The following is a 9,383-nucleotide window of genomic DNA, read 5'->3' on the forward strand; positions in this document are numbered from 1 at the left end:
CATTAAACAGTTACCAAGATGAAATATTTAAAAGTATCATATATTCACCATATGCTAATAGGGTTGCTGGTCTTGTTGGCAGTATCCTGTACGGATTTTCTGGAAAGAAACCCTACAACCCAAATTTCAGGCCCTACCTTCTGGACCTCACAGAAGGATGCTGATCTGGCTCTGGCGGGAGTATATTCCCGGTTAAATACCAATACCTTTAACCATGAAGGGGTCTATTCCCTGGCCATCATGGCAGGTGATGCGAATGAAGGAGGGCAGAGCCTGGGTGCAGCCTCTACCGGAACCTTCGCTATGGGTATAATGGAAGCGGTTTCAGGAGGGCTTCTCGCCAATGTTTACAACCATTGTTATCAGGGGATAGCTACCTGTAATTATTTCCTGGAGAACATTGACAGGGTGGATATGCCTGCTGAAAGAATTACACGGTATAAAGGGGAAGTTCTCTTTTTACGTGCTTTCTTCTATTTTACCCTGGCCGATTTTTACGGAGGAGTGCCGCTTTATACTTCCACGGTATCTGCTGAAGAAGCAAAGGTGGCCCAAAGCTCCAGGGATCAGGTGATCGATCAGGTGTTGGCCGATTTAGATGTGGCCATCTCCAGCCTTCCCAATACTGATTACAGTTCCAGCGGGCATGCTGTAAGAGGCTCTGCCATGGCCCTGAAGAGCCGGGTACACCTGTTTGAATCCGATTGGGCTGCTGCTGCACAAGCGGCCTCCCAGGTGATGTCAGACGGTCAGTTTGGCCTTTATACAGAAGATTGGCAAAATATGTTTTTAACTGAAGGGCAGAGTAATAATCCGGAAATCATGTTTTCTACCAGGTATTTGAATCCTGATAATTTCAGTAATCAGGACATCCGTATTCTCTGGCATGGCATATGGAACCCAAGGGCTGAATTAAGAGATGCATTTGAATGTACCGATGGTTTGCCCATCTCCGAATCCCCATTGTATGACCCTGATAACTGGAAACAAAACAGGGATCCGCGTTTGGGTAAGACGATGCGGGATTTCAATGATCCTGCTGTCAAAGAGTCAGGTGAAGTGGTGGAATTTGCCTACAATGGGGTTTCTATGACCGGGTTAATGCCAGCCAAAGGAGGAAATGTGGAAACACTGCCGATTGATTACTCCACAAAAAGTGAACAGGATTGGGTTTTGATCCGCTATGCAGAGGTCCTATTGAATTTTGCCGAAGCCACCAATGAATTGAATGGGCCTACTCAGGCAGTTTATGATGCGGTGAATGCCATCAGAACCCGTCCGGGGGTGGAAATGCCATCTCTTCCTGAAGGCTTGTCCCAGGATGAAATGCGGGAGCGGATCCGAAACGAAAGAAGGGTGGAATTCGCCTTTGAGGGCATGCGGTACAGGGATATCAAAAGGTGGAGGTATGCCGAGGAGTACATTCCCACCCTGGTGGAACCTGGGTCTGGTATACAGCGGCAATTTGATCCATCCAAACATTATTTGTTTCCCTTTCCACAATCTGAAATCGATATCAACCCTAATCTGGTACAGAATCCGGGATATTGATTGAGATTGGAAAAAAATATAGCATGAAGGCCTCAGGTCTTCATGCTTTTTGCTTTAATTTGATATAATTGTGAATCTTAAAATATATGCAGGCCATGCAACCTTTTCATCTTGCTTTTCCGATCAGGGACATTGAAGAAACCAGGGCGTTCTACCAGGATTTGCTGGGTTGTGAAATAGGCAGAAGCACCGAAAAATGGATAGATTTTAACTTTTTCGGACACCAGCTATCCGCCCATGTCAAACCGAAAGAATTGGCTCTGGCAGAAGCCAACCAGGTGGATGGACAAAATGTGCCTGTGCGGCATTTTGGCGTGGTTTTGAAATGGGAAGACTGGCATGATCTGGCAGAAAGGTTAAAAAAGCATCAAGTCAAATTTATTATTGAACCCTATATCCGATTCAAAGGGGAAACAGGGGAGCAGGCCACCCTTTTTTTTCTGGATCCCAGTGGCAATGCCCTTGAATTTAAAGCTTTTCAGGACCCTAAGCAGATTTTTGCCAAATGAAAAGGCTTTAGTTAAATAAAAATTCATTATTTTGCCATTGCTAATTTATTCTTCATTAAATTGTTCAATATGTTTTTCCCCATAATTGCTTACGGAATATTTTATCTGGCTGTAATTGCCACCGCGATTTACTTTATTTTTACCTGGGTCAACAGGTACTTTACCCTTAAAAGAGAACAAAACGATTTGTTAAGACAAATTATTCAGAAGATGGACAAGGGTATGATTCCATGATCAAAATCAACAAAGTCCAACATATTGCTGACCCCGATGCCTTGCCGATTGAATTTCACGAAGCATGAAACCATTATTTTCCGGCTGCTGTATTTGCCTATTGCTGCTATTTTCTACTAATTGGCTTTTTGCTCAGGAAAAGGAACCCTATCTGATATTAATTTCCCTTGACGGCTACCGGTACGATTACACTGATAGGTTTAAACCGAGAAACCTGACCCAATTCATCGTCGAGGGGACTGCCGCCGATGCCATGATTCCTTCCTTTCCCACCAAGACTTTTCCCAACCATTACACCATTGCTACTGGCATGCTTCCGGAAAACCACGGTTTGGTGGACAATTCTTTCTATGAACCCGAAAAAGACCAGGTTTACAGCATGGGCAACAGAAGCATTGTAGAGGATGGATATTGGTATGGGGGTGCGCCTATCTGGATGCTGGCAGAACAAAATGGGATAAAAGCAGCCAGCTATTTCTTTGTGGGCTCCGAAGCTCCCGTAAAGGGAATCAGGCCCAGTTATTATTATACATTTGATGCAAGTGTTCCTAATCTTACCCGGATTTCCAAGGTTTTCGAGTGGCTACAGTTGCCGGATGCGGAACGGCCCAGACTGATTACCCTGTATTTTTCTGACATGGATGAAGTTGGCCACCGGTATGGCCCCGATAATGATGAAAAATTACAAGAAAGGCTGGGTCGGCTGGACCATGAATTGGGAGCCTTGTTTGAGGGGTTAAAAAGTTTTGATTTGGACATTAATATAGTCATTGTTTCAGACCATGGAATGACCAGTGTCCCGAAGGAAAACTTATTGAACCTGGACCATATTACAGAAGGTATCAATGCGAGGTTGGTAAATAACGGTGCGCTGGCACACGTATATCTGGAAAACACTGAGGAAATCGAAGAAGTGTACCATCAAATTAATGCCCTAGAGGGACCTTTTAAGGCCGTAAAGGTACAGGACCTGGAGTACTATAAAGATCCTGAAAAATTCAAAAACCGAAAAGGCGATCTCCTGATCATGCCCGAGCTGGGCTATTACCTGGCGACTACCAAGGGCATGGTGACTTACCAAAACCGTTCTGCCATGTTTGGGACGGACGTTTTTGGAGAACATGGCTACAGCCCGGAATTTCGGGATCTTAATGGAATTTTTTATGCCCATGGCCCGGCGATAAAGAAAGGCTTTACCATTCCTCCTTTTCAGAACATTCATGTTTATCCCTTACTTTGTTCGATTTTGGGTTTGACCGCACCGGAGGATATTGATGGAAATTTTGAGGTGTTGGAGCCTGTTTTGAAAGAGAAATAGGAATGATTCCTCCTTTAAATGGCTGATTTTCCCGACTTGCTTTTTCGGTGTCCTTTTCAAGAAGGGAACTTCTTGACCATATCTTATCGGTACGGAAAGTAATCAAATCAGGTTGAAGGTGTATTTCAATTTTCCCGAAAGTTATTCCTATTGTAATTCTTTCTTATATTGGATTTACAAATATAATCACAACTAAGAAATACAAGAAAGTGAAAAATTGTTCTGTAATCCTTCTTATAGTATTGTTCTCGGTATTTTTGTCTCTTGAAGCCATTGCCCAGGCACAACGGAACCTGCTGACAAGCGAGTACAGCCGTAAATTTGTTTCGGCTTCTACTGACCGGGGACAAGCCTGGGCCGGTTATCCAGCATATTCCGACCGCAAGGCATGGGACCGTTTACCTGATGATTTGAGAGTAAGGACCATTCAGGAAGGAGAAAAGTTTCTGGGATTTGACTGGCCACTGGTAAAGGCAACCATGTACCTGGAATTTACAAGGTCTGGCGATCGGACGAAGGATGCCGAAGTCAATAATGCACGTAGAAAGGCCCTTCAATCCCTTGTTCTTGCAGAACTCATGGAGGGTAAGGGCAGGTTTTTGGATGATATTATAAATGGTGTGTTTGCTTTTTGTGAACAAACCTATTGGGGTGCTTCAGCCCATTTTTACCTGTATGGCTTTGATGGGACAATTGCGAAACCAACAACAGTTTTGCCTGATATTGATGACCCCATTATTGATTTGGTAGTAGGGGATGTGGCTTCGGATCTTGCCTGGACCTTCCATTTTTTTAAAGAAGCATTTGACGAAGTCAGTCCTGTCATTTCCAAGCGGCTAAAAAGTGAAATAACCAAAAAAGTTTTGGAACCTTTTTATGAGCGTTACGACTTTTGGTGGATCACAGGCTGGGGGGAAGGAAGGGTGAACAATTGGACCCCTTGGGTCAATTACAACATTTTAACCTGTATTTTACTGGTAGAGGAGGATCCCATCAAGCAGAATGACGGCATTTACAAAACCATGGAGTCGGTGGATTTATTTATCAATTCCTATCCTGATGATGGTTCTTGTAGCGAGGGACCGGGATATTGGGCGCATGCAGGAGGGAAAATGTTTGATTATCTGGATTTATTGCATAAGAATACCGATGGTGCCATTGATTTATTTGATCGTGAGCTGATTAAGAATATGGGAAGGTACATTTACAGGGCTTACATCAGCAATGGAGAACATTATATCAATTTTGCGGATTCCCCTTTTAGGATCAGGCACAATCCAGGAAGAATTTACCGGTATGGACAGCGCATAAACGATGAAACCATGGTTGGGTTCGGAGTTTTTTTAATGGATCAGTCTGAATTTAAAATTTCTGCTATTAGCGGAAAATTGGGAGAAGCTCTTGAAAACCTGTTTAATGTGGAAGGTTGGCAATCTTTACAGGGAAAAGAACCACTGATTGCGGAATATTATTTTATTGACCTGGATGCGGTCATTGCCCGTGACGAAGAGGGAACCGACAAGGGCTTTTATTTTGCTGCAAAAGGAGGCAGTAACGGAGAACAGCACAATCACAATGATGTGGGCTCATTTATGCTATATTATAATGGGAATCCTGTATTTATGGATGTTGGAGTAGGGACCTATACCAGGGAGACTTTTGGTCCTGAGCGGTATTCCATTTGGACCATGCAGTCCAATTACCATAACCTTCCGGTTATCAACGGTTTGGGCCAAAGGCCGGGTGGGGGGTATAAAGCTTCCGATTCTTCCTACAATCCGTCAAAAGGTAAGGTGACGTATTCGACAAACATAGCTGGGGCCTATCCTGATGATGCCAAGGTAAAATCATGGGAACGTACATATACTTTGGATCGAAAAAAAAGATTTCTGATCGAAGACAGTTTTGAGCTGTTGGAGAACACCGGGGAGACAGCTTTTCATTTTATGACCGGATTACCCGGTAAAGTGGTCAGAGCGGGTCTGGTTGAACTGGTAGGAAATGGTTTTACCATCCAAGTCCGCTATGACCAGGAAAATCTGTACGCCAAAATTGAGCCGATAAGGATTGCAGATAACCGGTTAAAACAAAATCATGGTGATGAAATTTACAGGTTGGTTTTTAATTGGAAATCCAACAACAAGGCAGGTGATCATACTTTTGAAATTGGCCTTAAACCCTAAAATCATGCCAGTGGAATCTATCTGGAATTGGTGGAGGAGCTGGAGCAAAAATACCCTGAATGGACAGCCGGTGCCAGTGTATTGCTCTGGGAAGAAGTGGAAAGCCTCGGAAAATGAGAAAAAATCATAGGAGTCAGCGGTGCCTAAGCCTCATTCTCCAAATAACCTGATTTTGCATTTTTATAATTTGTTTTTTTAACGGTCATAACTTGTCCCGCACTGTAGGTCGGGATGGAATCTCACCACGATAATCATCTTTTTGTGTGACGATTTCTTCATGCTTGATTTCATGTAATTATTTTCATTCACGAGAAAAACGGGGCAGATACTGCAATCCCTATTTCAAAATCCGGGTTGAACTATAAAACGATCATTTAGAATATCGAGATCAAGAAAAAACAACAAAAATTCTTGTATCGAAAGAAAAAATACTTATTTTTAATAAAAATTTGATTTGATGGAGGCACGAGACGATTTTCAGGTGGTTTATCAAGTGGATAAGGGGATTCACATTGACCTGTTTGATGAGTTGCTCAAAAAGTCAGGACTACAAAAGCAGGTATTGTCCGCTTTATTGGGTTTGGACCCAAGGACTATAGATAATTACAGAAATAAAGGCAGGAGTTTTGGTGCTTTAGAGGGAGAGCTGCTTTTGAAATTAAACGAGCTGTTTGAATTTGGAGCGGAGGTTTTTGAAAGCAGTAAGGTTTTTAGAGATTGGTTACATTCGCCTGCTTTTGCATTTGACAATAAAAAGCCATTGGATTTCTTGAAATCAAATACCGGAGTTGAACTGGTAATGCAGGCAATATTGCGCATTGCACATGGATACGTGGTCTGATAAATGGAGCTTTTCAGGATTACAAAAGCAGCATTTTCGCAAACAATTTTTACCCCTGGATTTCCGGGAAGGTGGAACAGAGCAGGTGAAGAAGTCGTATACACTTCGCGGAGCCGCTCATTGGCCTGTTTGGAAAATATGGTACACCAAAACATTGGACAAACCAAAAGTACCTTTAGAACCATGGTGATCTATGTGCCTGACCAAATTTCGGCCAGACAGGTGAATTTGTCCGACCTACCGAATGACTGGAACCAAAGCTCATTTTATAAACCTTGCCAGGAAATTGGATCCCCCTGGTTTCAGAAAAATAAATCCCTACTGCTAAAAGTTCCTTCTGCGGTTATTCCTGATGAGTCCAATTATGTGATCAATACCCTTCATCCGGAATTTTATCAGGTAAAATTGATTGATGTACTCCCTTTTTATTTTGACAATAGGCTTTGATCCTATTTGCTGGACAATTGAATTTCCGCAAATACGAGATCTTAGAGTGAAAGAAGGAAAATTCCTTAGCAAATCTTACAGGTAGGAATATTAATTGCAACAGCTTGTTATGATCAAACTCGAAAATGATAGCCATTCAACTATTCAGATTCAAAGGAAAAAAACCAGACATCTGTTTAAAATTCACGATATTCTCTATCTTTAGATCAATGAAATTGGGGACAAAGAGGGACTAAAAGTTTTGATGCCCTGAATGCTGTTTTCGTCCTGTGGGTAACAAGGAAGTCGGCAGGCTAATGGATAGTGGTGAGAAAAGTAAAGACATTTAGTGCAAGTTTCAAATCTGCCGAAAACCTCGATATTATTAATATTTAAAATATAATAGCATGAAATTTCTTCAATATGTTGTAATCTACTTTCTTTCCTTAAATTTAACCGCACAATCCAGCACCAAATCTGCTTTGCCGGGTGAACCTGGTTCAAACAAAGAAACCCAGGGGCAGAATGGGTTGAAACCAAATGCACCACTAAAAGCTTTAATCATTGACGGCCAAAACAACCATGCGGTGTGGCCAAAATCTACCATAATGATGAAGCAGTACCTGGAAGAAACCGGGCTTTTTCAGGTAGATGTTTATCGGACAAGGTTTACCTGGGGAGCAGCAAGGGAAAAGAAGTACCTTTCACTTGCTGGTGTTGGAGAGACAACAGACCTGGAAAACCCACAACATGATCCGGATTTCTCCCCAAAATTCAAGAATTATGATGTTATAGTTTCAAACTTCGGTTGGAAAGCAGCCAATTGGCCGGAGGATACACAAAAAGCATTGGAAAATTATATGTCATCCGGGGGAGGCTTTGTCTCTGTGCATGCCGCTAACAATTCTTTTCCTGACTGGCTGGAATACAACAGAATGATTGGCCTGGGTGGCTGGGGTGACCGTACCGAAAAAGATGGACCTTATGTGTATTACAACAACGAAGGTGAACTGATACGTGATTCTTCACCGGGAAAAAGTGGTGCTCATGGACCAAGTCATGTTTTTCCTATTACACTTCGTGTAAAAGATCATGCTATCACCGATGGAATGCCGGAAGTATGGTTAACAAATAAGGACGAATGCTATGCCCAATTGCGCGGACCTGCCGAAAATTTGACCATACTGGCTACTGGTAAGGATGTTTCAGGCAAAGCTCCCACCGATCGGCACGAACCCATGCTAATGGTGATTGACTACGGTAAAGGCCGGATATTTCACACGGCACTGGGACATGATGATTACTCCATGGAAAGCGTTGGTTTTATTACCTCTTTTTTAAGGGGTGTGGAATGGGCCGCAACAGGAAAGGTAACCATTCCTATCCCACAGGATTTTCCCTCTGCAGAAACATCAAGCAGCAGGGAATTTAAGCTGAAAACTGACGGTAAATAAAACCGATTGGTAGCAGCAGCTATTGCATCAAGCCTTTCTTTAGTTGTTCCATTGGCATTCGCAAGGATTGAAAACTTTATTACCATCTGGAACTAGCGGCGGAGCCCCGGGTACCAGGTTTCGGCATTGGTCCGGTAGATCTTATCCACCACTGTCTTGGGCAATTTCAATCCGTTGAAGGTACCGGTAACTTTTGGTACCTGCATTTCTTGGTCCCCGGTAAAAAATTGCCAATGCCTTAACCAAACCTGATGGGCATGTTTTGAAATTTCTTCCGGTTCCGTCAATCCCTTTGCCGTTAAGTCCGATGCTCCGACGCGCAAATCCGTTCCATAGAGGAGTCGGTCCTGGTAGGTAATGATAAAGTCGCGCACCCCTTCCCAATTGGATACGGCCTGGTGTTGCAGGTGTGAGATCCTTTCTGCCATATCCACGGCCATGTTGGGAAAGGAATCCAGTCTTTTTGCCAGTTCGTTTACATCGTATTCCAGGCTTCCCAAATGCGCCCCGACAAATCTTAGATCGGGATTATTGGCGAGCAGTTGATCCCGGACGCTAATCTGCTCCTCATACGAGGGTAAATCCGGAAACTGATACATGTGGTATCGGGGGTTTTCCCGAAAATAATCCCGATCCCCCTGAACCGTCATTTCCTCTAGCGGCAACCAGGTATTTTTGGGTTCCCCAAGATGGCCTAACAGGGTAATATCCTTTTCCACCAACAACTGCAGGATGGAATCAAACGCAGGATCGGTAATCATTACCAACTCTTCTTTTTCATTTTTCAACTCCATTCCAATATTTTTCCAGACGTTTACCGTTTTGGCCCCCCTGGAAATGGATTTTTCCAAATAGTCCAGGGTTTTA

At 43.1% G+C, this 9,383-nt stretch carries 8 protein-coding genes; 7 read left to right on the plus strand and 1 reads right to left on the minus strand.

Annotation, left to right across the window (positions count from 1 at the left end):
• The first annotated feature begins 18 nt into the window (after window positions 1-18).
• From HUJ21_RS14830 to HUJ21_RS14860, 7 genes are all read left to right on the plus strand, one after another.
• Window positions 19-1,551: a RagB/SusD family nutrient uptake outer membrane protein gene (locus HUJ21_RS14830; RefSeq protein WP_291371095.1), complete on the plus strand. Its 1,533-nt coding sequence runs from the start codon at window positions 19-21 to the stop codon at window positions 1,549-1,551.
• An 86-nt stretch (window positions 1,552-1,637) separates the two neighbouring features.
• Complete coding sequence (locus tag HUJ21_RS14835) at window positions 1,638-2,060, plus strand: VOC family protein (protein WP_291371097.1); 423 nt, start codon at window positions 1,638-1,640, stop codon at window positions 2,058-2,060.
• 298 nt (window positions 2,061-2,358) lie between these two features.
• Window positions 2,359-3,612 carry an ectonucleotide pyrophosphatase/phosphodiesterase gene (locus HUJ21_RS14840; protein ID WP_291371099.1) on the plus strand — a complete coding sequence of 418 codons (1,254 nt, stop codon included), beginning with the start codon at window positions 2,359-2,361 and terminating at the stop codon, window positions 3,610-3,612.
• Window positions 3,613-3,821: 209 nt separating this feature from the next.
• Window positions 3,822-5,795 carry a heparinase II/III family protein gene (locus HUJ21_RS14845; protein WP_291371101.1) on the plus strand — a complete coding sequence of 658 codons (1,974 nt, stop codon included), beginning with the start codon at window positions 3,822-3,824 and terminating at the stop codon, window positions 5,793-5,795.
• A gap of 457 nt (window positions 5,796-6,252) precedes the next feature.
• Window positions 6,253-6,636: an antitoxin Xre/MbcA/ParS toxin-binding domain-containing protein gene (locus HUJ21_RS14850; protein ID WP_291371103.1), complete on the plus strand. Its 384-nt coding sequence runs from the start codon at window positions 6,253-6,255 to the stop codon at window positions 6,634-6,636.
• A gap of 3 nt (window positions 6,637-6,639) precedes the next feature.
• A complete protein-coding gene (locus HUJ21_RS14855) occupies window positions 6,640-7,083 on the plus strand; it encodes an RES family NAD+ phosphorylase (RefSeq protein WP_291371105.1) in 444 nt (147 codons plus the stop codon).
• A gap of 386 nt (window positions 7,084-7,469) precedes the next feature.
• Window positions 7,470-8,516 (plus strand): ThuA domain-containing protein, encoded by a 1,047-nt coding sequence (locus HUJ21_RS14860; protein ID WP_291371107.1) that lies wholly within the window; start codon window positions 7,470-7,472, stop codon window positions 8,514-8,516.
• A gap of 92 nt (window positions 8,517-8,608) precedes the next feature.
• Here HUJ21_RS14860 and HUJ21_RS14865 read toward each other — a convergent pair.
• Window positions 8,609-9,383 (minus strand): amidohydrolase family protein (locus HUJ21_RS14865; protein ID WP_291371109.1); only part of this gene is annotated, 775 nt, incomplete at its 5' end.

Origin of the sequence: Cyclobacterium sp., from assembly GCF_014762705.1 — a bacterium.
In the GTDB taxonomy this organism is placed as follows: Bacteria; Bacteroidota; Bacteroidia; order Cytophagales; family Cyclobacteriaceae; genus Cyclobacterium.